Here is a 22,594-nt window from a genome sequence, read left to right on the forward strand (position 1 = left end):
CGGTACTCACGGGTTGATGGCGAGCTCCAGATAGGCGGCGAACAGCACGAGGTGCACGCCTCCCTGCAGTGGTGTGGCCCGGCCCGGCACCACCGTCAGGGAGGCGACCACCACGGTCAGGGCGAGCAGCACCATATGGGTGGAGCCGAGGCCGAGGACCAGTGGCCCGGAGAGCCAGACGGAGGCCAGGGCGACCGCCGGGATGGTCAGGCCGATGCTGGCCATCGCCGAGCCGAGCGCGAGGTTCAGGCTGGTCTGCACGCGGTCGCGGCGGGCCGAGCGCAGTGCGGCGATGGTCTCGGGGAGCAGCACCAGCAGGGCGATGATCACACCGACGACGGCGTGGTGCAGCCCGGCGGCGGCCACTCCGTCCTCGATGGTGGGCGACACCCCCTTCGCCAGACCGACCACACCGATCAGGGCCAGCGCCAGCAGGACCAGGCTGATGAGGGCGGTACGGGAGGACGGAGCGTGGGCGTGGCTCTCCTTGGTGATCACTTCGCCCTGGCGCGTGATCGGGAGGAAGTAGTCGCGGTGCCGCACGGTCAGGGTCGCGATGAACAGGCCGTAGAGGATCAGAGAGGAGAGCGCGGCGAAGGTCAGCTGCACGGTGGAGAACTCCGGGCCCGGCTTGCTGGTGGTGAACGTCGGCAGCACCAGGCTGAGCGTGGCCAGGGTCGCGACCGTCGCGAGGGCGGCGCCGGTGCCCTCGGGGTTGAAGACCGCCGTGCCGTGCCGCAGCGAGGCGACGAGCAGGCTGAGGCCGACCACGCCGTTGCAGGTGATCATCACGGCCGCGAAGACCGTGTCCCTGGCCAGCGTCGCGCTCTTGTCGCCGCCGTCCGCCATCAGGGTCACGATGAGGGCGACCTCGATGACCGTGACGGCGACGGCGAGGACGAGTGAGCCGAAGGGTTCGCCGACCCGGTGCGCGACCACCTCGGCGTGGTGCACGGCCGCCAGTACCGCCACCGCGAGGACCACCGTCAGCAGCGCGACGACCGCGCCGGGCAGGTCGCGCCCCCAGGTGAGGGCCAGGAGCACGACCGCGAACACGGGCATGACGGTCGTCCACTGTGCCATGAGCGCCCTGGGCCGACTGATCATGCAGCGATGTTCGCAGAGGTGACCGGAGCTCGCACTCCGTCACCCAGTGGCCGGAAGGACGCGCGGCGCGCACGCGCCGGGAGCGGCGGACGGCCGTGTGCCGCCCGCCGCTCCCGGTGGTGGTTTCTCTCCCTGTCCGTCCCGGGCCGGACGGGGTCAGGCCTCGATGCTGTCCTTCGAGGCGCCCTCGCCTCGGTCGGCCGCCGCTTCCGCCTCGGCCTGCTTCCGCGAGGCCCTGAGGCTGGTGATCGTGGTGATGATCAGGACGGAGCAGATCACGCCGAGCGAGACCGGGATGCTGATCTCGGGCACGTGCACCCCGGACTCGTGCAGCGCATGCAGCACCAGCTTGACGCCGATGAAGCCCAGGATGACCGACAGTCCGTAGGACAGGTGGACCAGCTTCTTCAGCAGGCCGCCGATCAGGAAGTACAGCTGCCGCAGACCCATCAGGGCGAACGCGTTGGCCGTGAAGACGATGTACGGGTCCTGGGTCAGACCGAAGATCGCCGGGATCGAGTCGAGCGCGAAGAGCACGTCGGTGGTGCCGATCGCGAGCATGACCACCAGCATCGGGGTCATGACCCGCTTGCCGTTCTCCTCGATCCACAGCTTGGTGCCGTGGTACCGGTCGGCGACGCCGAAGCGGCGCTCGGCCGCCTTGAGGAGCTTGTTCTCGTCCCACTCCTCGTCCTCCTCCTCGGCCCGGGCCTCCTGGATGAGCTTCCAGGCGGTCCAGATCAGGAAGGCTCCGAAGAGGTAGAACACCCAGGAGAAGCTGGCGAGGATCGCGGCACCGGCGGCGATGAAGATGGCCCGCAGGACCAGGGCTATCAGCACACCGATGAGGAGTACTCGCTGCTGGTACTGCGAGGGCACCGCGAACTTCGCCATGATCAGGACGAAGACGAAGAGGTTGTCCACGCTCAGCGACTTCTCGGTGATGAAGCCCGCGAAGAACTCGCCGGCGGGCTGGCCGCCGCCGAAGACGAGCAGGCCGAGGCCGAAGAGACAGGCGAGGACGATCCAGACGCCGGTCCAGATCCCGGCTTCCTTGATCGATACGTCGTGCGGCTTGCGGCCGATGAAGAAATCGACCGCGATGAGGGCGGCAAGGCCCACGATGGTCAGGACCCACAGGGTCACGGAAACTTCCACTACGCCTCCGGCAGTACGTCACACGGCAGATGTCAGCGTCGTCGCTGCCGGAGGTCTCTTCCACCCCGGGCATCCGGCGTGCATGGCACGCCCGGAACCCACGGGCCGACGCCCCGGGATCTGGCCTGATCCGTATTGACGGGTACGCCGCAGCAGACAGGGAGTACTCCCCTCCGTACGAAAGACAGTACCCCATTCACCAAGGAAAGGTAAAGAGGAAGGTAAAGGGACGGCCAAAGCGGCTGGTCAGCAGCGCTTTACACCGGCTTGGCAAAGAGATCGGTCATCACCGGCCCCATGAGCGGCGCGCCGCAGCCACCTGGGTGAGCACCTGCTGGAGCACCTGGCTGCCGGGTGGAACGAGCGAGGGCTCGTAGGTCCACGCGTGCCCGACCCACGGGTCGGCGAGGTGGTCGTCGGCCACCGGGGTGAGCCGCAGCAGCGAGCGCCACAGCGGGTCGAGCAGTGGTCCGTACCCGGCGGACTCCTCCCGGTCGGCGACCATCATCACGTGGACGCCGACGTCCGGCCCCTCGTCCGCGAGGTAGCGCAGCTGGTTCACGGCCCGGTCGTCGAAGCCGTGCGGGAAGTCGTTGACGATCAGGAGCTGCTGAGACGTGTCGAGCCCCGGCGGGAGCGAGTCGGCGGCCCCTCCGCGCACCGCCATCTGCACCAGGTCGACGCGCTGGGTGAGCCTGGCGAGGACGTCCGCCGCTCCCGCGGCGCCGAGGGCGGGCGGGGCGGCGAGCACACCCGTCTGCACCAGCGGCGCCAGCGCCTGCCCTCCCGAACCGGCCGGGTCGATGACGTGCACGGTGAAGTCACCGGCGGGATGGACGGCGAGCAGCCTGGCCGCGTGCGCGACCGCCGTCTCCAGACCGAGGCGCCGCATCTCATGGGAGTCGGCGAAGGTGCCGTCGGGCGAGCCGGAGCGCCCGGTGTCGATCCACAGTCCGCGCTCGAGCGGCAGCCGGACCAGCATCGGTATGCGTATCCGGTCGGCCTCGGGCAGGTGCAGGTCGCCCAGGCGCAGGGCCATGGGTATCTCCATCGGCACCCGGTAGGCGTGCCAGACGGGGTTGTCCCAGCGCGCGTAGGCGGCCGGCAGTGCAGGTTCGACGACCTCCGCCTCCGCGGTGAGCTGGGCGAGGTCCCGGTCGAGTGCCTCCCGGGCCTGCGCCACGAGCTGACCGTGCCGGGCGCGGGCCGCCTCGCGGGCGGCGTCGCCCTGCCCGCCGATCCGGCTGCGCGGGTCGGACAGGACCTGGTCGAGTTCCTTCTCCATGCGCGAGTCGGCGAAGTCGACGGCGCTGCGGTACGCGGCCGTGGTGCGGGCGAGGTCCTCGAACATTCCCCACACCTGGTTGTAGAGCCGCTCTTCCATGGACCACCCGGTGGCGTCGCCCGCGACGGGCCGCGTGGGCTGCCCGGGCTCGGCCGGGGGCGCGGTCGGCGGGGGTGGCGGCGGAGCCGCGTTCTGCCGGCGGGGATGGCTGTAGTCGATCGGGACGCCGGAGCCGGTCGAGGACGGCTGGGCGGTGCTGCCGAGTTCTCCTGCTCCGCCCGTGTACGGGGATTGCGGTCCGGACTGCCCCGGGGCGCCGTGGGGGTCGTAGGGGGACGCCGGCGGTACGGGGCCGGGGGCGCCCTGGGAGGCGGTGGCGGCGCCGTGGTCCGGGCCGAGCGCCGGTGCGGCGGGCTGCCGGGAGCGGTCGCCGTCCGCCGTGCGCTGCGGGGGCGCGGGAACCGAACGGGCCAGGCCCTGGGCCACCGCCTCGTGAATGCTGCCGGCGAGCTGGGCGGCCTGGGGCAGGTCCTGGTCGGTGAAGAGCTCGGCGAGGCCTCCGGCGTAGCCCTGGCCGACGGCACGCACCTTCCAGGCGCCCTGCCGGCGGTAGAGCTCCAGGGCGACGACGGCGGACTCGGCCTCCAGGCCGGTGATGGTGTAGCTGGCCACCTCGGTGCCGTCGAGGCCGGTGACGGCGACGAAGGGGGCGGCGACGGCGCCGAAGCGGACCGGCACCGTCCCGTCCGCGGCGGGCAGGGCGAGCAGCACACTGACGCGGTGCACGGCTTCCGGTACGGCCTCCAGGTCCACCGCGAGACGGTGGTCGGCGGCCGCCTGCCTGGAGACCTCCAGGCCCGGCAGGGTGGGTGTGCCCGGGTGGGCCACCCACTCGAAGCCATGGACCTTGCCGTTCTCGTCGCCGAGCGTGGCTCCGGCCACGACCGGCGTGCCGGCCGAGATCCGGATCTCCAGACGGGCCTGGGGAAGCGGGTGGTTCTGCCCCCGCACCAGCTCGGCCGTCATCGCCTGTCCCCCCTGTGTCACTGGTGGTGTGTCGTCTGCCGCCGACCCGTCCCCAGGAGGAGGGCCGGTCGATACCGCCTAGAGGACCGGCAGGATCGCCGGCATCAGGTCCTGGAAGGTGCGGCCGTTGGCCGGGGAGCCGAGGGCGGTCATGGACCAGCCCTGGCCCGCGCGGTGCACCTTGGCCATGATCTGCGCGGTGTAGGCGCCGCCGCCGGCCAGCGTGTAGCGGGCGAGCTCCTGGCCGTTGGTCTCGTCGACCAGGCGGCAGAACGCGTTCTGCACCTCCTGGAAGGTCTGCCCGGTGAAGGAGTTCACGGTGAAGACGATCTGGTCGATGTGGACCGGGACGCGCTGCAGGTCGACGAGGATCGCCTCGTCGTCACCGCCCTGGCCGACACCGCCGACGAGGTTGTCCCCGGTGTGGCGCACCGAACCGTCGTCGCTCACCAGGTGGCGGAAGAAGACGACGTCGACCGGCTGCTTGTCGGCGAACAGGACGGCGGAGGCGTCGAGGTCGATCTCCCGGGTCCGCGAGCCGAACAGGCCGCGCCGGGGAGCCGCCTGCCAGCCGAGACCCATGCGCACCGACGTCAGGCTGCCGCCGTCGTTCTTCTGCAGACTGATGGCCTGACCCTTGGTCATGTTGACGGTCACGCGCTGATTCCCCTCTCGAACTGTCCCCTGTTGCCGCGGCGCCCGCGGTTGACCTGAACACTACGCACGGCCACTGACAGTGCCGTACCCAGGGCCGTACTTTGTGTCGGTCTTGCAACACAGCGCGTGCCCGCCCGGGCCGTCAGGCCAGGCCGGCCTCCTTCATCTGGCGCAGTTCCTTCTTCATCTCGGACACCTCGTCGCGCAGCCGGGCAGCGATCTCGAACTGCAGGTCCGCGGCGGCCGCCCGCATGCGTGCGGTGAGGTCCTCGATCTGCTCGGCGAGTTCGGACGCGGGCCGGTCGGTCGGCACCGTCTCCACGGCCCTGCCCTTGGCCGCCTTGGCTCCCGCCCCCTTGCCGCTCAGGGCGGGCACGGGGGCCTTGGCGCCCTTGCCGTCCTTCGACTGGCGGTAGCCCGAGCCGAGCAGCTGCTCCGTGTCCACGTCCTCGCGGGCGATCTGCGCGACGATGTCGTTGATCTTCTTGCGGAGCGGCTGCGGGTCGATCCCGTTCGCCTTGTTGAACGCGATCTGCTTCTCCCGGCGGCGGTTGGTCTCCTCGATGGCCTTCTCCATCGCCGGGGTGATCTTGTCGGCGTACATGTGGACCTGGCCGGAGACGTTGCGCGCCGCGCGGCCGATGGTCTGGATCAGGGACGTGCCGGAGCGCAGGAAGCCCTCCTTGTCGGCGTCGAGGATGGCCACCAGGGACACCTCGGGGAGGTCGAGGCCCTCCCGCAGCAGGTTGATGCCGACCAGGACGTCGTACTCACCGGCGCGCAGCTCGCGGAGCAGTTCGACGCGGCGCAGCGTGTCGACGTCGCTGTGCAGGTATCGGACCTGGATGCCGAGCTCCAGGAAGTAGTCGGTGAGGTCCTCGGCCATCTTCTTGGTGAGCGTGGTGACCAGGACGCGCTCGTCCTTCTCGGTCCTCTTGCGGATCTCGTGCACCAGGTCGTCGATCTGGCCCTCGGTGGGCTTGACCACGACCTCCGGGTCGACGAGGCCCGTGGGGCGGATGATCTGCTCGACGGTGCCGTCGGAGCGGGACAGCTCGTAGGTGCCGGGGGTCGCCGAGAGGTACACGGTCTGCCCGATGCGCTCCTGGAACTCCTCCCACTTCAGCGGGCGGTTGTCGAGCGCGGAGGGCAGCCGGAAGCCGTGGTCGACCAGGGTCCGCTTGCGGGAGGCGTCGCCTTCGTACATGGCGCCGATCTGCGGCACGGTCACGTGCGACTCGTCGATGACGAGCAGGAAGTCGTCCGGGAAGTAGTCCAGGAGGGTGTTCGGCGGGGAGCCGGGCGAGCGGCCGTCGAAGTGCATCGAGTAGTTCTCGACGCCGGAGCAGGTGCCGATCTGGCGGAGCATCTCGAGGTCGTAGGTCGTGCGCATCCGCAGTCGCTGGGCCTCCAGGAGCTTGCCCTGCTTCTCCAGCTCGGCCAGGCGCTCGGCCAGCTCCTTCTCGATGTCGTTGACGGCCCGTTCCATGCGCTCGGGGCCCGCGACGTAGTGGGAGGCCGGGAAGACGTACAGCTGCTGGTCGTCGCTGATGATCTCGCCGGTGACGGGGTGCAGCGTGGACAGGGCCTCGATCTCGTCGCCGAACATCTCGATGCGGACGGCCAGCTCCTCGTAGACCGGGAAGATCTCGATGGTGTCACCGCGGACCCGGAAGGTGCCGCGGGCGAAGGCCATGTCGTTGCGCGTGTACTGGATGTCGACGAAGCGGCGCAGCAGCTCGTCCCGGTCGATCTCGTCGCCGACCCGGAGGGGGACCATGCGGTCCACGTACTCCTGCGGCGTACCCAGGCCGTAGATGCAGGAGACGGAGGCGACCACGACGACGTCACGGCGGGTGAGCAGCGAGTTGGTCGCCGAGTGGCGCAGCCGCTCCACCTCCTCGTTGATCGAGGAGTCCTTCTCGATGTAGGTGTCCGACTGCGGGACGTACGCCTCGGGCTGGTAGTAGTCGTAGTACGAGACGAAGTACTCGACGGCGTTGTTCGGCAGCAGCTCGCGGAACTCGTTCGCCAGCTGGGCGGCCAGCGTCTTGTTCGGCGCCATCACGAGTGTGGGGCGCTGGAGCTTCTCGATCATCCACGCGGTGGTGGCGGACTTGCCGGTTCCGGTCGCGCCCAGCAGGACGACGTCCTTCTCACCGGATTCGATGCGCCGGGCGAGGTCGGCGATGGCCGTCGGCTGGTCGCCGCTCGGCTGGTAGGGGCTGACGACCTCGAAGGGCGCCACCGTGCGTTCGATGTGGGAAACGGGCCGCATGCGTTCCACCGTACGACCCCGCACTGACAACCGGTCCGGATCAGCGGTTCTGCGGGGTGCGCGAGCGCCGGTGGACGAACTGGCGGCGCGGGCGGAACGGGGGGTGGTGTGCCGGTCGGTGGGCCGTGCGCGGGGCGACGGCGTGGGCGGGGATGCCCGGCTTGTGCTCGACGGGGCTCCGGGTGGGCTTGCCCATCACCATCAGCGGGTCGAACAGCACCACGACCCCGGCGAGGAGGAGGAAGGCGAGCGGGCCGATCAGCATGGGGGCCAGCAGTTCGGCGGGCGACGCACCGGAGGAGGGCTCGGCGGTGCCGTGGACCTGGACGTCGAGGGCGGCCATTCCGGTGTAGTGCATGCCGGTGACGGCGAGCCCCATGACCAGGCTCGCGCCGACGCTCCAGAGAAAGCCGCGGACCTGTCCGGCGGCCCACAGGGCCGCCGTCGCGGCGGCCATGGCTATGACGACGGACACGGCCACGGTGAACGTGTTGTATCCCAGCTGTCCGTCCAGGCGCATACCGGCCATCCCCAGGTAGTGCATCGAGGCGATGCCCAGGCCGGTGATGGTGCCGCCGGTGAACAGGGCTGTTCCCCGCGCGCCCCGGTAGCCGACGATGAAGACCCCCACGCCCACCATCACGATGGCGACGGCCAGGCTCGCGAACGTCATCGGCCCGTCGTAGTGGATCGGCGTGTTCTCGATCGTGAAGCCCATCATCGCGATGAAGTGCATGGTCCATATCCCGGAGCCGATCGCCGCCGAACCGAGGGCGAGCCACCCCGGGCGCCATGAGTTGTCGACCAGCATGGACCTGGTGGTGCAGCGCAGGCCGAGGGCACCGCCCAGGCAGGCCATGAGGTAGGCCACCAGCGGTGTGACGAGTCCGTAGCTGAATCCGTCGACCGTGCCTTGCATGCGCGGCTACCCTTCCGCCCTCTTGTGTCCTGGAGTGTCCTGATGTGCTCCCCCTCCCAGGACCGCGGATGCGACCAGGGTTGAGGGAGAGAGTATGACTCCCACCGGAATGGTCGAACGATTCTGCGGCAAAGAATCACGGCCTTGCCCCAGTTGTGCGGCCCCCGTGAGCGGAGTTGAGCAACATCGTGCAACCTGTGGCCATTCTGCACCCCCCTACCGTTGACCCTCTGCTGTCACAGTGGTGCTGTCCGTGATCGTTCGATGCGAGGAGTACGCATGCACGCGCGCGCAGTTGCCGTCATGACCACCGCGCTTGTCGGGGTCGCCCTCCTGGCCCCCGCCTCCCATGCCCGGACCGACGACAGCGCCGAGCAGCCCCTGGTCATCGCCCACCGTGGCGCCTCCGCGTACGCGCCGGAGAACACGCTGGCCGCCGTCGACAAGGCTGCCGAGCTGGGCATCCGCTGGGTGGAGAACGACGTCCAGCGGACCAAGGACGGCGAGCTCGTCGTCCTCCACGACGACAGCCTCCGGCGTACGACCGATGTCGAGGAGGTCTATCCCGACCGGGCGCCCTGGAAGGTGAAGGACTTCACCGCCGCCGAGATCGCACGGCTGGACGCGGGGAGCTGGTTCGGCTCCGCGTACGCGGGCGCGCGCGTGCCGACGCTGGAGCAGTACGTGCGGCGCGTCGACCACCACCATCAGAAGCTGCTGCTGGAGATCAAGAATCCCCAGCTGTACCCGGGCATCGAGCGGGAGACCCTGAAGGTCCTCGCCAATGAGGGCTGGCTCGACCGCCGCCACGTGGCCGGCCGGCTCGTCGTGCAGAGCTTCAGCGCGGACAGCGTGCGCACCGTCCACGAGCTGAAGCCGGCCGTCAAGACCGGCTTCCTAGGTACGCCGGCGGTCTCGGACCTGCCCGCATACGCGGAGTTCACCGACCAGATCAACCCCTCGTACGGCACCCTGTCCCTGGGCTACGTCTCGTCCGTCCACGCCTTCACGGGACCGCACGGCAGGCCGCTGGAGGTCTCCACCTGGACGGTGAACGACGCGGACACCGCCCGGTTGGTCGCCGGGTACGGCGTCGACGGCATCATCACCAACAAGCCCGACGTGGTGCGCAAGGCCCTGGGCGAGGAGGAGGGCCCCGCCGGCGGGTGACCCCGTCCCGCCCTGGCAGGGCGCCGCCGCCTCCGCCGCCCGGGGCGTTGTCAGTGGCGGGTCGTACCGTGGGGCGCATGGACAGCCACGGGCAGGACGAACAGCGGATCGTGTGGAGCGTCGTCGGCACGGACATCGGTCCGCTGCTGCTGGCCGCGACCCGCGAGGGCCTGGTCAACGTCGTGTTCCATGCGACGGACGCGGTGCGTGACCGGGCCCTCGACCGGCTGGCGTCCCGGCTGGGCGCGGAGCCCGTCGAGGCGCCGGGCTCCCCGTTGCTGGCCGAGGCGATACGCCAGGTGGCCGCGTACTTCGCGGGTGAGCGGCGCGACTTCGACCTGCCGCTGGACTGGTCGCTGATCTCGGGCTTCAACCGTGAGGTGCTGCGGGAGCTGGCGTCCGGCGTCCCGTACGGCTCGGTCGTCGGCTACGGCGATCTCGCCGGACGCGTGGGTCAGCCGGGCGCGGCCCAGGCGGTGGGTGCGGCCATGGGAGCCAATCCGCTGCCGGTCGTCGTGCCGTGCCATCGGGTCCTGGAGAGCGACGGCGGCATCGGCGGGTTCGGGGGCGGCCTGGAGGCCAAGCGGAGGCTGCTCGCGCTGGAGGGCGTGCTGCCCGAGCCGCTGTTCTAGCCTTTCGCTCCCGGCGCGCATCCGTAACCGGGGCTGTTCCCGGGCGGCTAGTCGTAGTGCCGTGCCTCGAAGACGTTGCCGTCCGGATCGCGGAAGTAGAAGCTGCGCCGGGCCGGACCACGGGCGCCGGAAGAGTCGTGGGAGAAGTCCGAGACGGGAACCGACCGCTCCTCCAGGCGGCTGCGCAGGGCCTCGAAGTCGTGCCGTGGCATGGACAGGCAGACGTGGTTGACGGGATGGCCCGCGCTCGCCGCTGCCCCGGGCACCATCCGCATGCGCTCGGCCAGGGAGTGCGGTGCGAGGTCGAGGATGGTCTCGTCGTTGAGGCGCACGGAGGGGAACGTCACGGTGCCGGCGGCGTACTCGGTGACCCCCATGGGCTCCAGGCCCACGGCCTTCTCGTAGAAGTCCGCCGCGGCGATCGGGTCACGTACCCAGAGGACGACGTGGTCGATGCGGGTCGTGTTGTCCGTCATGCCCTCCAGGCTCGCGGTCCCTCTCCCGGGCCGCAAGGGTTTGGCCCGGGGCTGCGCCCGCCAGAGATCTGGGAGAGCCGACAGACAGGAGGCAAGCGCGTGGTGCTGGTGTTGTCGGAAGAGGTGCGGGAGGCGATCGGCGCACGTCGCCCCGTGGTCGCCCTGGAATCCACGATCATCGCGCACGGGCTGCCACGCCCGCGCAATCTGCTGGTGGCCCGCGAACTGGAGGAGACGGTACGGCAGGAGGGTGCCGTACCGGCGACGATCGCCGTGCTGGACGGGCGGCCGCACGTCGGCCTGGACAAGGAGCAGCTGGAACGGGTCGCGAACGAGGACGGCATCCGCAAACTGGGGCACCGCGATCTTCCGCTCTCGGTCGCCTCAGGTGCGAGCGGGGCGACCACGGTGTCGGCGACCGCCCTGCTGGCCGCCCAGGCGGGCGTCCGCGTCTTCGCGACCGGCGGGCTCGGCGGGGTGCACCGGGAGTGGACGGTGACGCAGGACGAGTCGGCGGACCTGGGCCTGCTGGCACGCACTCGCATCACGGTGGTGTGCGCGGGCGTGAAGTCGATCCTGGACGTGCCTGCCACCCTGCAGCGCCTGGAGACGCTGGGCGTCGCGGTGGCCGGTTACGGCACGGACCGCTTCCCCGGCTTCTACCTGTCCGACTCGGGGCTCCCGGTGGACTGGACGCTGCACAGCCCACAGCAGGTGGCGGAGGTCATGCGGGCGCAGGACGCGCTCGGCGGGCCGGAGTCGGCGCTGATCGTCGCCAACCCCGTCCCACGGGAGGAGCAGCTCGATCCGGCGCTGCACGCGCGGGTGCTCGCGGACGCTCTGCGGGCGTGCGAGGAGCAGGGGGTGTCGGGCCAGGCGGTCACGCCGTTCCTGCTCGACCATCTGGTGCGGCACACGGACGGGGCCTCGCTGCGCGCCAACCTGGCCGCGGTGCGCGGCAACGTACGGCTGGCGGCCCGCGTCGCGGCGGCCTGGGCCGGCGCGTGACGGCGGCACCGGGCGGCGCGCTGCTGGTGGTCGGGGACGTCATCACGGACGTCGTCGCCCGGCACCGGGGCCCCCTGGCCACGGGCACCGACACGGCCGCCTCGATCCGGCGGCTGCCGGGCGGGGCGGGCGCCAACGTGGCCTGCTGGGCCGCGTACGCGGGGTGCGAGGACGTGCGGCTGCTCGGACGGGTCGGTGCGGACGCGGCGGCCTGGCACGAGCGTGAGCTGGTGGCCCGCGGTGTGCGGCCCCTGCTGGTCGTCGACGCCGCCGCGCCGACGGGGACGGTGATCTGCCTGGTCGACACGGGCGACTCGGCCGAGCGGACGTTCCTCACGGACAGCGGGGCTTCGCTGCGGCTCGCCCCCGGCGACTGGTCGGACGCGCTGCTCGACGGCGTGGCACGGCTGCACCTGTCGGGCTACCTCCTGTTCTCCGGGGCGAGTCGCGCGCTGGTGGCGCTCGCCCTGAGGTCGGCACGCGCGCGTGGGGTGCCGGTGAGCCTGGACCCGGCCTCGGCGGGGTTCCTGACGGAGCTGGGCGTCGGCCGTTTCCTGGCCCTCGTCGAAGGGGTGGACGTCCTGCTGCCCAGCAGGGACGAGGCATGCCTGCTCACCGGGCTGCCCGATGCGGAGGACGCCGCCGCCAAGCTGAGCCGGCATGTCCCGCTGGTGGTCGCCAAGCGGGGCCAGGAGGGCGCGCTGGTGGCCCGTTCCGGCACCGTGTGCGCGCGTGTCCCGGCCGCCCCGGCGGCGCCCCGGGACAGCACGGGCGCCGGTGACGCCTTCACCGGTGCCTTCCTCGCCGCTCTGATCGCGGGGGCGGAACCGGAGGACGCGGCGGTGGCGGGGTGCCGGGCGGGGGCGCTGGCGGTCGGTCGGGTGGGCGGGAGACCTCCCCGGGAGGGCTGACCTCGCGGGGCGGCCGACCTCCGCGGGACGGCCGCCCCGCAACCGCCCGTCCACAGGCGGGAACAAAGCGGAACATTCCGTTCCCACAGGCTTGTCCGGCGCCCGCGCGGAACTGGCAGACTGGCGCGCCAAGGCGCGGGAAGCACAGCGCGAGGGGACCCACGCGAGGAGATCCAGATGTCCATGGCAGGGAATCTGCGGAAGGTCACGGGCCTCGGCAGGGTCGGCGGCCTCCGCAAGGTGGCACGGCTGGCCCGTCGGCGCCCGCGTGTCGACCTGAGCCACCCTGCCCGCTCCCCGCTGGGTTCCTCGGTGGTGAACTGCGTGACCTACCGGGACGGTGTCCGCACCCCCGCGGGCGGCGATCCGGTCGACGCCGTGGAGCGGATGCGCAAGCGCGGCACCGGATTCGTCTGGCTGGGCCTGCACGAGCCGACGGACCAGGAGTTCGCGGGCATCGCGGAGCTGTTCGACCTGCACCCGCTGGCGGTGGAGGACGCGATCGAGGCTCACCAGCGCCCGAAGGTGGAGCGGTACGGCGAGACGCTCTTCGCGGTCTTCAAGACCGTCTGCTACGTCGAGCACGACGAGCTCACCGCCACGAGCGAGGTGGTGAACACCGGCGAGATCATGGTGTTCGTCGGCCAGGACTTCGTGGTCACCGTGCGGCACGGGCGGCACGGCTCGCTGGGCCCGTTGCGCGAGGAGCTGGAGTCCGACCCCGAGCAGCTCGCCAAGGGGCCGTCGTCGGTGCTGCACGCGATCGCGGACCACGTGGTCGACGACTTCCTGACCGTCATCGACGCGGTTCACGCGGACATCGACCAGGTCGAGACCGACGTGTTCGCGGAGAACGGCGCACGGGTCGACCCGGGGCGGATCTACCAGCTCAAGCGCGAACTCCTCGAGCTGAAGCGGGCGGTGGTGCCGCTCGGCCGACCGCTGGAGGAGCTGGCGACCCGGCCGGTCCGGGTGATCGACCCGGAGATACAGGCCTACTTCCGCGACGTCGCGGACCACCTGCTGCGGGCCACCGAGCAGATCGCCGCGTTCGACGAACTGCTCAACTCCATCCTCCAGGCGCATCTCGCCCAGGTCACGGTCGCGCAGAACGCGGACATGCGGAAGATCACTGCCTGGGCCGCGATCGTCGCCGTGCCGACGATGGTCTGCGGGGTGTACGGCATGAACTTCGACCACATGCCGGAGCTGCGCTGGCGATACGGCTACGCACTGGTCATCGGCGTCATATCGGTCGCCTGCCTGGTACTGCACCGGGGCTTCCGGCGCAACGGCTGGCTCTGAGGGGGACAGCGGGTTCCGGTGGATCAGCCGTTCCACGCCGGATGACGCGGGTCGTCGGCTCGCACCAGGACGTCCGCGGTGCCGGAGGGGTCGGTCTCCTCCTGGTAGCGCTCGAAGGCGGGCAGGGTCCAGTGGTCCGCCTCGGGGGTGCGGCGGCGCAGCGCGCCCGGGCCGAGCAGCACGTGGACGCTCAGATCGAAGGGGAACCAGTGGCGCAGGAGGAAGGGCCCGTGCATCAGCAGCACCCCGCCCGGCGGGAGGCGGACGTAGGCGCTGCGCGTGGCGCGGTCGGTGGCCGGATCCCACAGGTCGGGCAGGACGCGTCCGTCACCGCCGGGTTCGAGGGGGCCGAAGACCTCGCGCCACAGGGCGGCGGTGTCGTACCAGCCCTGGTAGTACGCCTCCAGGTCCTGGCGTCCGTATTCGAGACGGAGCGAGGCGGGGCGCAGGAAGCCCTCCGTCCCGACCACCAGGGAGGGACGTCCGCGTCGGCGCAGCGCCTCGCAGACCCGTTCGGCCAGGTCTCCCGGGCGGGCGGCCGGGGCCCCGTCGAAGGCGACCCGCGGCCAGGCGCCGCCGTCGGCCGGCTCCAGGTCGAGCAGGCGCTCGGCGAGCAGGTCTCCGAGCCGTTCCCAGGTGATCGCTTCCAGTCGCACAGGGCCATGATGCGTCAGCCGTGCAGGAGGGGGGCGACGTCACCGGGAGAAGCGGGCGCTGGACGCTCACGTATGTTCCCGCGCCGCTGGGCCATGGTCGCCGTGCTCGGGCGGGGGTTGACTCGAGGTGATCGACGGTGGAGGTGCCGGGCAGGGCCCGGCCCGGCGAGCGGGAGCTGACGCGACATGATCGATGGGCCGTACTTCGTGCTGACGCTGCTGGGTGTGCTCGGGACCGGCCTGGTGGCCGGGGTCTTCTGCGGCTTCTCCACTTTCGTCATGCGGGGGCTGGCCACGCTGCCGCCCGCGCAGGGCGTGGCCGCGATGAACGCGATCAACAGGGCCGCGGTGAGGCCGGCCTTCATGCTCGTGTTCCTCGGGACGGCGGTGCTGACCGCGGTGATCGCCGTGGTGACGTTCGTGCTGTGGCCGGACGAGGGCACGGTGGAGCTGTTGCTGGGCAGCGCGCTCCATCTGTTCGGGTCCTTCGGGGTCACCGTGGCCGCCAATGTGCCGCGCAACACCGCGCTGCTGCGGCTGGAGCCGGGTACGGCGGAGGCGGCCGCCTACTGGCCCTCGTACGTACGCGAGTGGACGGCGTGGAACCACGTCCGCACGGTCGCCTCGGCCGCGGCGGCGGTGGTGTACGTACTGGCCCTCGCCTGAGGCCGGCATCGTCCGGCTCTGGGCGAGGGGCGCGGCGAGGCCTAGGGGACGCCGCCGGCCTGGGGGACGCCGCCGGCCTGGGGCGGAGAGTCGGGGCGAAACCCGTGGGCGTGACGGTGTCCGGCGCTCTGCGTGACGGGCCGGGCGGACGTATTGTGGCCGAAAGAGCGCCGCCCGGCGACACACGGCCTGCCACCCCGCGTACGCAAGGAAGACGGCCATGGCCGATCCCAAGGGTTTCATGACCACGCCCCGCGAGGACTGGCCCCGCAGGCCGGTCGAGGAGCGTGTTCGGGACTGGGACGAGGTGTACGTCCCGGGAGCCCTGCTGCCGATCATCAACAAGCAGGCCGACCGCTGCATGGACTGCGGCATCCCCTTCTGCCACGAGGCCTGCCCGCTCGGCAACCTGATCCCCGAGTGGAACGACCTGGTCGCCCGGGCGGACTGGCGGGCGGCGAGCGACCGGCTGCACGCCACGAACAACTTCCCCGAGTTCACGGGCCGGTTGTGCCCTGCGCCCTGCGAGGCGGGATGTGTGCTCGCGATCAATCAGCCGGCAGTCACCATCAAGAACGTCGAGTGCGCCATCGCCGACAGGGCATGGGAAGAGGGCTTCACGCCGCCGCGCCCGCCGGAGCGGCTGTCCGGCAAGACGGTGGCGGTGATCGGATCGGGGCCCACGGGACTGGCGGCGGCACAGCAGCTGACCCGGGCCGGGCACACGGTCGCCGTCTACGAGCGGGACGACCGGATCGGGGGGCTGATGCGGTACGGAATCCCCGAGTTCAAGATGGAGAAGCGGCACCTGGAGCGGCGGATCGAGCAGATGCGCACCGAGGGCACGAGGTTCCGCACCTCGACGACCGTCGGACGGGACATCGGCGCCGCCGAGCTGCGGGCCCGCTACGACGCCGTGGTGATCGCCACCGGAGCCACGGCGTGGCGCGAACTTCCGGTGCCCGGGCGGGACTTGGCCGGGATCCACCAGGCGATGGAGTACCTGCCGCTGGCCAACCGGGTGTGCGAGGGCGACCTGGAGACCTCCCCTTTGTCCGCCGCCGGGAAGCACGTGGTCATCGTCGGCGGCGGTGACACGGGCGCGGACTGCCTGGGCACCGCGGTGCGCGAAGGGGCCGCCTCCGTGACCCAGCTGGACATCTACGCGCAGCCGGGCACGGAGCGCGACGAGGAGGCCGACCCCTGGCCGACGTACCCGAAGCTGTACCGCCTGTCGGCCGCGCACGAGGAGGCGCGTCACCTGCGGTCCGCGCCTGCGGCGGACGCGGACGCGCGCCTGTTCGCGGCGTCCACGCTCCGTTTCACCGGGGACGCGGCCGGGCATGTGCGCTCGCTGCACCTCGTCGGGGTGGACGCCGGGCGGCGACCGCTGCCCGGCACCGAACGGGCTCTCCCGGTGGATCTCGTGCTGCTCGCCCTCGGCTTCTCGGGACCCGACCGTCACGACGGGCTCGTGGATCAGCTGGGGCTGGAGCTTCAGCCGCCCGGCACGATCGCCCGGGACGCGGACTTCGCGACCAACGTCCCCGGCGTGTTCGCCGCCGGGGACGCGGCTCGCGGCCAGTCGCTGATCGTGTGGGCGATCGCGGAGGGTCGGGCGGTGGCGGCGGCCGTCGACCGCCGGCTGTCGGACGGCACCACGCGCCTGCCGGCGCCGATCGGTCCGTTCGACCGGCCGATGAGGGCCTAGGAAGGCGGCCACCGCTCCCCCGGTCGCGGCGACCGCGCCGCGCATGATCAGCGTTCGTCCGTCCCCGCCCGCTTCGCCGTCGACAGCGCCAGCCGGTTCCAGGTGTTGATCGCGAAGATCAGTGCCAGTACCTGGGCCAGCTCCTGCTCCTCGAAGAGCTCGGCGGCCCGGGCGTAGACGTCGTCCGGGACGCCGGAGCCGGCCACCAGGGTCACCGCCTCCGTCAGGGCCAGGGCCGCCTGCTCCTTCTCGGTGAAGAAGTGACGGGCCTCCCGCCACACGGCGACCATGTGCAGCCGGTCCTCGCTCTCGCCGGCCCTGCGGGCGTCGCTGGTGTGCATGTGGAGGCAGTAGGCGCAGTGGTTGAGGTGCGAGGCGCGGATCTGGATCAGTTCGACGAGGACGGGGTCGAGGCCCTCGCGGGCGGCGGCGTCGAAGCCGACGAGGGCCCGGAACGCCTTGGGGGCGGTCCTGGCGAAGTTCAGACGGCCGTGCTGCGCGGCGGCTCCGCCGTGCTGGGTCGAAGTACCGGTCCGGGTGGTCGTGTTCGTCGTCATGTCCTTCAACCTACGAGCCGTAAAGACCGGCTGTAGGGTGCATTTCCATGGCGGATTCATGGGTCAATTCCGCAGAGCGGATCGGTGCCGACCTGCATCTGGAGCTGTCCGGGCAGGGCGGGCGGCGGGCAGCGCTCACCCGTGCCCTGCGCGAGGCCGTGCGCAGCGGGCGGCTCGCTCCCGGCACCCGGCTGCCCCCGTACCGTTCGCTCGCCGCCGACCTCGGCGTGGCCCGCAACACGGTGGCCGACGCGTACGCGGAGCTGGTCGCGGAGGGCTGGCTGACCGCCCGCCAGGGTTCGGGCACCCGGGTCGCCGCACGCACGGAGCCCCTGCGGCCCGCCGCCCGTACGCCGGACAAGGTCCCGCCACGCGCGCGTGGCCCCCGGCACGACCTGCGGCAGGGCACGCCGGACGCGTCGGCGTTTCCGCGCACGGCGTGGCTCGCCTCCTACCGGCGGGCTGTCCAGCAGGCGCCCGGCGAGGTGTTCGGTCCCGGCGATCCGGCCGGCCGGATCGAGCTGCGGGAGGCGCTCACGGAGTACCTGGCACGCGCGCGTGGCGTGCGGACCGAGCCGGAGCGGATCGTGATCTGCTCCGGCTTCGCCCACGCGGTGCGGCTGCTGTTCGGGCAGGGCGGGGGCGGAGTGCTGCGCGGTCCGCTGGCCGTGGAGGCGTACGGGCTGGACTTCCACCGTGGCCTGCTGGCGACGGCCGGTGTGCGGACGGTGCCGCTGCCGCTGGACGAGCACGGCGCGCGGGTCGACCGGCTGGGGCGCGAGCGGGCGGTGCTGCTGACGCCCGCGCACCAGTTCCCGACCGGGGGCCCGCTGCACCCGGAGCGCCGGGCGGCCGTGGTCGACTGGGCACGCGCGCGTGACGCCCTGGTGCTGGAGGACGACTACGACGGGGAGTTCCGCTACGACCGCAGGCCCGTCGGGGCGCTGCAGGGCCTGGATCCCGAGCGGGTGATCCATGTGGGCTCGGTCAGCAAGAGCCTGTCGCCCGCGCTGCGACTGGGCTGGATGGTGCTGCCCGAGCGGTACGTGGAGGGGGTGCTCGCGGCCAAGGGCGAGCGTGAGGGGTGGGCGAGTGTCCTCGACCAGTTGAGCCTGGCCGACTTCCTCGTCTGCGGTGCGTACGACCGCCATGTGCGGCGGATGCGGCAGCGTTACCGCCGACGCCGGGACCGTCTCGTGCGTGCGCTCGCCGCGCACGCGCCACAGGTGGAGGTGACGGGTGTCGCGGCCGGGCTCCACGCGGTGCTGCGGCTGCCGCCCGGCACCGAACGGTCCGTCGTCAAGGCCGCTGCCTGGCGTGGCGTCGCCCTCGACGGGCTCGCCGCCTTCCGGCACCCGGACACGGACATGGCACCGCGCGACGGACTCGTCGTGGGCTATGCGACGCCCTCTGAGCACGCGTACGGAGCCGCGCTGGACGCCTTGTGCGGGGCGCTGCCGCCGGAGTGAACCCGGCCGGGCCCCGCCGGGAACAAACGCGATGCCCGGGGCCGTCGCCGGCGGCCCCGGGCATCACTCGGATCCGCCGGTCACGGCTTGCGCGCCACCGCGCCGTACCCCGGAATGATGCCGTCCTCCTGCCCGGGGACCGGTTCGCCCAGCTCCGGGTGCCACTGGTGGGGCACTTCGATGCCGGGTTCGACGAGGTCGAGGCCGTCGAAGAAGCGGGCGAACTGCTCGCGCGAGCGCAGGGCGAGGGTGACGCCGGCGGCCTTGAGCTTCTCGGTGGCCGCCCGCGACTCCTCGGGGGTGAAGTCGGCCGTCGCGTGGGTCACCACCAGGTGGCTGCCGGAGGGCAGTTCGGACATCAGCCGGCCGACCAGGTCGTGCGCGCCGTCCTCGTCGGACACGAAGTGCAGCAGCGCCACGAGCGACAGCGCCACGGGCCGGGCGAGGTCCAGGACCTTCCGCGCACCCTCCAGGATGGCGTCCGGGTCCCGCACGTCGGCCTGGAGGTACTCGGTCGCCCCCTCGGGCGTGCCGCGCAGCAGGGCCGCCGCGTGGGCCAGCACGATGGGGTCGTTGTCGCAGTAGACGACGCGGGCGTCGGGCGCGATCCGCTGGGCGACCTGGTGGAGGTTGGGTTCGGTCGGTATGCCGGTGCCGACGTCCAAGAACTGCCGCACGCCCTGGCCGGCGAGCCAGCGTGTGGCACGGTGCATGAACGCGCGGTTGACCCGGGCCATCACCGGCACCCTCGGGTCGAGGGCCAGCATTTGACGGCCCATCTCCTCGTCGACCGGGTAGTTGTCCTTGCCGCCGAGATACCAGTCGTACATGCGCGCCGGATGCGGCCTGCTCGTGTCGATCTCGACGTGGTGCTGCCCGGTCATGGGGGACTCCAGGGGTTCACGTGTCCGCAGCGGTGGGTGGTCAACTCGGTCGACTCGGTCAACTCGGCGCCAGGCAAGAGAGGCGTCGGCAAGGAGGAAGGAGCGTGCTTAAACAAGGTGCAACAGGGATCACGTCTCAGGACAGCAGGAAGTCCGCCTCTCCCGCCTTCGCTCCTTCGATGAAGGCCGTCATCTCGGCGGAGGTGTAGATCAGCGCCGGACCGTCGGGGTCGGTGGACTGCCGTACGGCGATCCGGCCGTCGGCGAGTTTCATCGCCTCCAGGCAGTTGCCCCCGTTGCCGCCGCTCCACGGCTTGTGCCAGCCCTCGCTGCCCAGCTCACGGGCGGGCATGCCGTTGTAGATCCGCTCACCGCGGATCCGCGGCTTGGGCTGGGACTTGATGAGTTCCATTCACAGCTCCTTGCGGAGATCCCGGAGGATCTCCTTCGTGCGATGTGCCGTAGCGGCCTGCGCCGCCATGCGGTCCATGACCTCGAGGTGGGTCGCCACCTCGGTGCGCGCGTCGAGGTAGACGGCGCCGGTCAGGTACTCGCTGTAGACCATGTCCGGGAGTTCCGGCATGGCGAATCGGAACAGCACGAAGGGCCCGTACGTGCCGGGGTGCGGCCCGTTGGTGAACGGGGCGACCTGCAGCGTCACGTTGGGCAGCTTCGTGGCGTCGAGCAGTTTGTCGATCTGAGCACGCATCACCTCCGGGCCGCCGACCGGGCGGCGCAGTGCGGTCTCGTCCATCACGACCCACAGGCGGGGCGCGTCCTCGCGGGTCAGCAGTTCCTGGCGTCGCATGCGCAGGTCGACGTGGCGCTCGATGTCGTCCGGTCTGGTCTGGCCGATGGCCCCCGAGCGCAGCACCCCGCGCGCGTACTCCTCGGTCTGCAGCAGTCCCGGGACGAAGTGGGGCTCGTAGGAGCGGATCAGACTGGCCGCTCCCTCGAGGCTGACGTACATGGAGAACCAGCCCGGCAGGATGTCGTAGAAGCGCTGCCACCATCCGGGCTTGTTGGCGTCCTCGGCCAACTGCACGAAGGCGTCGGCCTCCTCGTCGCCCACGCCGTAGGCCTTCAGAAGCAGCTGGAGGTACGGGATCTTGAGCGCGACCTCGGCCATCTCCATGCGGCGGACCGTGGCGGGCGCGACGCGCAGGATGCGGGCGGCTTCCTCACGCTTGAGCCCGGCGCGTTCCCGCAGGTCCAGCAGGCGCCGGCCGAGGACGACCTGGCCGACCGTCGGCGCGGACCGCGGTTCGCTCACGCTCCACCTCCTGCAGAGTCTCGGATCCTGATCACGACCGCCCGCGAAGGTGTGCGGACAGCCCGGCGGCGCCATCCGAAGACTCATTCGAAGGTCTGGGCAGACCTTCGGTGACCCGAAGTGGCGCCGCTCGACGTGCTGTTGCGAGCAGTGTGCCACGGCAGTCCAGACCGTCACACAGCACTCTGCATTTTTCAGAGTGACACTTGCCAAGTGTTCACGGCGGGGCGATAGTGGCAGGCGTGATTCCGTCCGCGCCCTTAGGAACAGACGCCACCGACGGCCGGCTCGGCCTCTGTGCCGTCATGGGAGCCGGCCCCGCCGGGACCGCCGCCGCCGAGCGTCGGTTCCGCTTCGAGCTGGCCGCGCATCCGAGCTCCCCGGCGCAGGCCAGACGCCTGACACGGGCCCGGCTGACCGGCTGGTCGGTGTGCGAGGACACCTGCGACACCGCGGCCCTGGTGGTCTCCGAGCTGGTCACCAACGCGATCGTGCACACCGCGAGCAGGCACATAGTGTGCGAGCTGCACGACGGTGACGACCTGGTGCGCATAGCCGTGCGTGACGAGGGATGCGCACCGGGCCAGCCCCACCCCTCGGCCGGGCAGCAGCCCGACGACGAGCACGGGAGGGGACTGCTCCTCGTCGACGCCCTGTGCGACGCCTGGGGCGCCCACGAGCACGGGCCCGGACTGCTGGTCTGGGCCGAGCTGCCGCGCAAGTCCGACGCCCCGCGCGATCCGTCCGAGCCCCGCAACGACCTGGGCTGGGGCGCACGCCCGAAGCCCGGCTCCACCGGCGGAACGGGCGACGACGAGGCGGAGGCGAGCCACCGACAGGTACCTCCCGGAACGGGGTCCGCATGGCTTTGAGGGCTGCGTCCGGCACCCGCCCGCTCACCCTGGACTCGCTCGTCCGCCTGCAGCGCGGACGTCGCGCACCGGGAACGCCCCTGCGGCTGCCCGTACCGGACGGCATGACGGCCCCGCTGGGCTGCGACGCGGTCGCGGTACCCGCCCGCTTCGGCCCACTGGTGATGCCCCGGCTGCCCCGCGTGGGGTGCGTGTTCGCCGACGAGGCGCACTGGTGGTGGATCGTCCCCTCCGACTCCGACTACGCCCTGGAGTGGCCCGCGCCCGCGCGGTACGCCACCGGCGCGGTCGTCCCGGACGCCCCCGGCGTCCCCGGCCTGATCCACCGCCCGGACGGCACGGTGCCGTACACCCCGCCCATCCCGCTGTACCTGGCGCTGTGCCGGCTCACGGGCACCACACCGACGTGGTCACGGCCGGTGAGCGCGTAGCGTTCCGGCGTACGTGTCCGGCGACGGCCGTCGCCCCTCGATCAGCCCTTCGACGCCCGCCGTGCCTCTGCGCCCCGCGCGCCCTTCCGGTAGGTGTGCGCCCGCGCGCTTCGGCCTCCCCCGCTCGCGCCCTGCCCGGACGG

At 71.7% G+C, this 22,594-nt stretch carries 22 protein-coding genes; 10 read left to right on the forward strand and 12 right to left on the reverse strand.

Annotation, left to right across the window (positions count from 1 at the left end; translation table 11 throughout):
- Positions 1 to 6: 6 nt before the first annotated feature.
- The 6 genes from IE260_RS10265 to IE260_RS10290 all read right to left on the reverse strand — a co-directional run bounded on the left by IE260_RS10265 (position 7) and on the right by IE260_RS10290 (position 8,430).
- Complete coding sequence (locus IE260_RS10265) at positions 7 to 1,107, reverse strand: calcium:cation antiporter (RefSeq protein WP_189870217.1); 1,101 nt, start codon at positions 1,105 to 1,107, stop codon at positions 7 to 9.
- 156 nt (positions 1,108 to 1,263) lie between these two features.
- The gene (locus IE260_RS10270) at positions 1,264 to 2,265 is read right to left on the reverse strand and encodes a TerC/Alx family metal homeostasis membrane protein (RefSeq protein WP_189870218.1); all 1,002 of its coding nucleotides are present in this window, start codon (positions 2,263 to 2,265) and stop codon (positions 1,264 to 1,266) included.
- A gap of 286 nt (positions 2,266 to 2,551) precedes the next feature.
- A complete protein-coding gene (locus IE260_RS10275; protein WP_189870468.1) occupies positions 2,552 to 4,576 on the reverse strand; it encodes a TerD family protein in 2,025 nt (674 codons plus the stop codon).
- Positions 4,577 to 4,654: 78 nt separating this feature from the next.
- On the reverse strand, positions 4,655 to 5,233 hold the full coding sequence (locus IE260_RS10280) for a TerD family protein (RefSeq protein ID WP_189870219.1): 579 nt from the start codon (positions 5,231 to 5,233) through the stop codon (positions 4,655 to 4,657).
- Positions 5,234 to 5,375: 142 nt separating this feature from the next.
- Positions 5,376 to 7,511: an excinuclease ABC subunit UvrB gene (gene uvrB / locus IE260_RS10285; RefSeq protein WP_189870220.1), complete on the reverse strand. Its 2,136-nt coding sequence runs from the start codon at positions 7,509 to 7,511 to the stop codon at positions 5,376 to 5,378.
- A gap of 40 nt (positions 7,512 to 7,551) precedes the next feature.
- The gene (locus tag IE260_RS10290; protein WP_189870221.1) at positions 7,552 to 8,430 is read right to left on the reverse strand and encodes an MHYT domain-containing protein; all 879 of its coding nucleotides are present in this window, start codon (positions 8,428 to 8,430) and stop codon (positions 7,552 to 7,554) included.
- A gap of 279 nt (positions 8,431 to 8,709) precedes the next feature.
- Here IE260_RS10290 and IE260_RS10295 point away from each other — a divergent pair, with 279 nt between their 5' ends.
- Positions 8,710 to 9,600 (forward strand): glycerophosphodiester phosphodiesterase, encoded by an 891-nt coding sequence (locus tag IE260_RS10295; RefSeq protein ID WP_189870222.1) that lies wholly within the window; start codon positions 8,710 to 8,712, stop codon positions 9,598 to 9,600.
- Positions 9,601 to 9,677: 77 nt separating this feature from the next.
- Complete coding sequence (locus IE260_RS10300; protein ID WP_189870223.1) at positions 9,678 to 10,232, forward strand: methylated-DNA--[protein]-cysteine S-methyltransferase; 555 nt, start codon at positions 9,678 to 9,680, stop codon at positions 10,230 to 10,232.
- A 47-nt stretch (positions 10,233 to 10,279) separates the two neighbouring features.
- Here the strand turns inward: IE260_RS10300 and IE260_RS10305 are convergent, their stop codons facing one another.
- Positions 10,280 to 10,708 (reverse strand): VOC family protein, encoded by a 429-nt coding sequence (locus IE260_RS10305; RefSeq protein ID WP_189870224.1) that lies wholly within the window; start codon positions 10,706 to 10,708, stop codon positions 10,280 to 10,282.
- Positions 10,709 to 10,810: 102 nt separating this feature from the next.
- On the opposite strand from IE260_RS10305, the gene IE260_RS10310 reads away from it, so the two are divergent.
- The 3 genes from IE260_RS10310 to IE260_RS10320 all read left to right on the forward strand — a co-directional run bounded on the left by IE260_RS10310 (position 10,811) and on the right by IE260_RS10320 (position 13,932).
- The gene (locus IE260_RS10310; protein ID WP_189870469.1) at positions 10,811 to 11,716 is read left to right on the forward strand and encodes a pseudouridine-5'-phosphate glycosidase; all 906 of its coding nucleotides are present in this window, start codon (positions 10,811 to 10,813) and stop codon (positions 11,714 to 11,716) included.
- Positions 11,713 to 12,627, forward strand: coding sequence for a carbohydrate kinase family protein (locus tag IE260_RS10315; protein WP_189870225.1), 915 nt, complete (start codon positions 11,713 to 11,715; stop codon positions 12,625 to 12,627). Before IE260_RS10310 ends, IE260_RS10315 begins: the two co-directional genes overlap by 4 nt.
- Positions 12,628 to 12,804: 177 nt before the next feature.
- Entirely contained in the window at positions 12,805 to 13,932 is a 1,128-nt protein-coding gene (locus tag IE260_RS10320; protein ID WP_189870226.1) for a magnesium and cobalt transport protein CorA, read from the forward strand.
- A gap of 23 nt (positions 13,933 to 13,955) precedes the next feature.
- Here the strand turns inward: IE260_RS10320 and IE260_RS10325 are convergent, their stop codons facing one another.
- A complete protein-coding gene (locus tag IE260_RS10325; protein ID WP_189870227.1) occupies positions 13,956 to 14,588 on the reverse strand; it encodes a nucleoside/nucleotide kinase family protein in 633 nt (210 codons plus the stop codon).
- Positions 14,589 to 14,774: 186 nt separating this feature from the next.
- Here IE260_RS10325 and IE260_RS10330 point away from each other — a divergent pair, with 186 nt between their 5' ends.
- Positions 14,775 to 15,254: an anthrone oxygenase family protein gene (locus IE260_RS10330; protein WP_189870228.1), complete on the forward strand. Its 480-nt coding sequence runs from the start codon at positions 14,775 to 14,777 to the stop codon at positions 15,252 to 15,254.
- Between the two features lie 220 nt (positions 15,255 to 15,474).
- Positions 15,475 to 16,965, forward strand: coding sequence for a glutamate synthase subunit beta (locus tag IE260_RS10335; RefSeq protein ID WP_189870229.1), 1,491 nt, complete (start codon positions 15,475 to 15,477; stop codon positions 16,963 to 16,965).
- A 47-nt stretch (positions 16,966 to 17,012) separates the two neighbouring features.
- Here IE260_RS10335 and IE260_RS10340 read toward each other — a convergent pair whose 3' ends face one another.
- A complete protein-coding gene (locus tag IE260_RS10340) occupies positions 17,013 to 17,522 on the reverse strand; it encodes a carboxymuconolactone decarboxylase family protein (RefSeq protein WP_189870230.1) in 510 nt (169 codons plus the stop codon).
- A gap of 47 nt (positions 17,523 to 17,569) precedes the next feature.
- On the opposite strand from IE260_RS10340, the gene pdxR reads away from it, so the two are divergent.
- Entirely contained in the window at positions 17,570 to 18,991 is a 1,422-nt protein-coding gene (gene pdxR / locus IE260_RS10345) for a MocR-like pyridoxine biosynthesis transcription factor PdxR (RefSeq protein WP_189870231.1), read from the forward strand.
- A gap of 80 nt (positions 18,992 to 19,071) precedes the next feature.
- On the opposite strand, the gene IE260_RS10350 is transcribed toward pdxR, so the two are convergent.
- The 3 genes from IE260_RS10350 to IE260_RS10360 all read right to left on the reverse strand — a co-directional run bounded on the left by IE260_RS10350 (position 19,072) and on the right by IE260_RS10360 (position 21,148).
- The gene (locus IE260_RS10350; RefSeq protein WP_189870232.1) at positions 19,072 to 19,875 is read right to left on the reverse strand and encodes an SAM-dependent methyltransferase; all 804 of its coding nucleotides are present in this window, start codon (positions 19,873 to 19,875) and stop codon (positions 19,072 to 19,074) included.
- 136 nt (positions 19,876 to 20,011) lie between these two features.
- A complete protein-coding gene (locus IE260_RS10355) occupies positions 20,012 to 20,287 on the reverse strand; it encodes a DUF397 domain-containing protein (RefSeq protein WP_189870233.1) in 276 nt (91 codons plus the stop codon).
- Complete coding sequence (locus tag IE260_RS10360; RefSeq protein ID WP_189870234.1) at positions 20,288 to 21,148, reverse strand: Sco1979 family transcriptional regulator; 861 nt, start codon at positions 21,146 to 21,148, stop codon at positions 20,288 to 20,290.
- A gap of 233 nt (positions 21,149 to 21,381) precedes the next feature.
- On the opposite strand from IE260_RS10360, the gene IE260_RS10365 reads away from it, so the two are divergent.
- A complete protein-coding gene (locus IE260_RS10365) occupies positions 21,382 to 22,020 on the forward strand; it encodes an ATP-binding protein (RefSeq protein WP_189870235.1) in 639 nt (212 codons plus the stop codon).
- Positions 22,011 to 22,451: a hypothetical protein gene (locus IE260_RS10370; RefSeq protein ID WP_189870236.1), complete on the forward strand. Its 441-nt coding sequence runs from the start codon at positions 22,011 to 22,013 to the stop codon at positions 22,449 to 22,451. The genes IE260_RS10365 and IE260_RS10370 overlap by 10 nt, the downstream gene beginning before the upstream one ends.
- Positions 22,452 to 22,594 lie beyond the last annotated feature (143 nt).

Origin of the sequence: Streptomyces viridiviolaceus (assembly GCF_014650995.1) — a bacterium.
GTDB classification, from domain to species: domain Bacteria; phylum Actinomycetota; class Actinomycetes; order Streptomycetales; family Streptomycetaceae; genus Streptomyces; species Streptomyces viridiviolaceus.